The following is a 660-nucleotide window of genomic DNA, read 5'->3' as shown; positions in this document are numbered from 1 at the left end:
AGTCGAGGATCTTTGCCACGACGCCGGCGCCGACGGTACGACCGCCTTCACGGATAGCGAAACGCAGGCCTTCTTCCATGGCGATCGGGGCAATCAGCTTGACCGTGATCGACACGTTGTCACCCGGCATAACCATTTCCTTGTCCTTCGGCAGCTCGATCGAGCCAGTCACGTCGGTCGTACGGAAGTAGAACTGCGGGCGGTAGTTGTTGAAGAACGGGGTGTGGCGGCCGCCTTCATCCTTCGACAAGATGTAGACCTCGCCGGTGAAATGCGTGTGCGGCTTGATCGAACCCGGCTTGCACAGCACTTGGCCGCGCTCGACGTCTTCGCGCTTCGTGCCGCGCAGCAGCAGACCCACGTTGTCGCCTGCTTGACCTTGGTCCAGCAGCTTGCGGAACATTTCCACGCCGGTGCAGATGGTCTTGACCGTCGGCTTGATACCAACGATTTCGATTTCTTCACCAACCTTGATGATGCCGCGCTCGATACGACCGGTCACAACCGTGCCACGGCCCGAGATCGAGAACACGTCTTCCACCGGCATCAGGAAGGTACCGTCGATGGCACGTTCCGGCGTCGGGATGTAGCTGTCCAGCTGCTCGGCCAGGGCCAGAATGGCTTGCTCGCCCAGTTCGCCCTTGTCGCCTTCCAGTGCCA

The 660-nt window shown here is 60.6% G+C and carries 1 protein-coding gene; it reads right to left on the bottom strand.

All coding sequences use genetic code 11. The features are described from left to right. Window positions 1-660 (bottom strand): EF-Tu C-terminal domain-related protein (locus AC1RWI_RS38055; protein ID WP_492870890.1); only part of this gene is annotated, 660 nt, incomplete at both ends.

The sequence above is a fragment of the Cupriavidus sp. MPR-AND1C genome (genome assembly GCF_058809705.1).
This window is presented reverse-complemented; position numbering and strand designations above follow the sequence as displayed.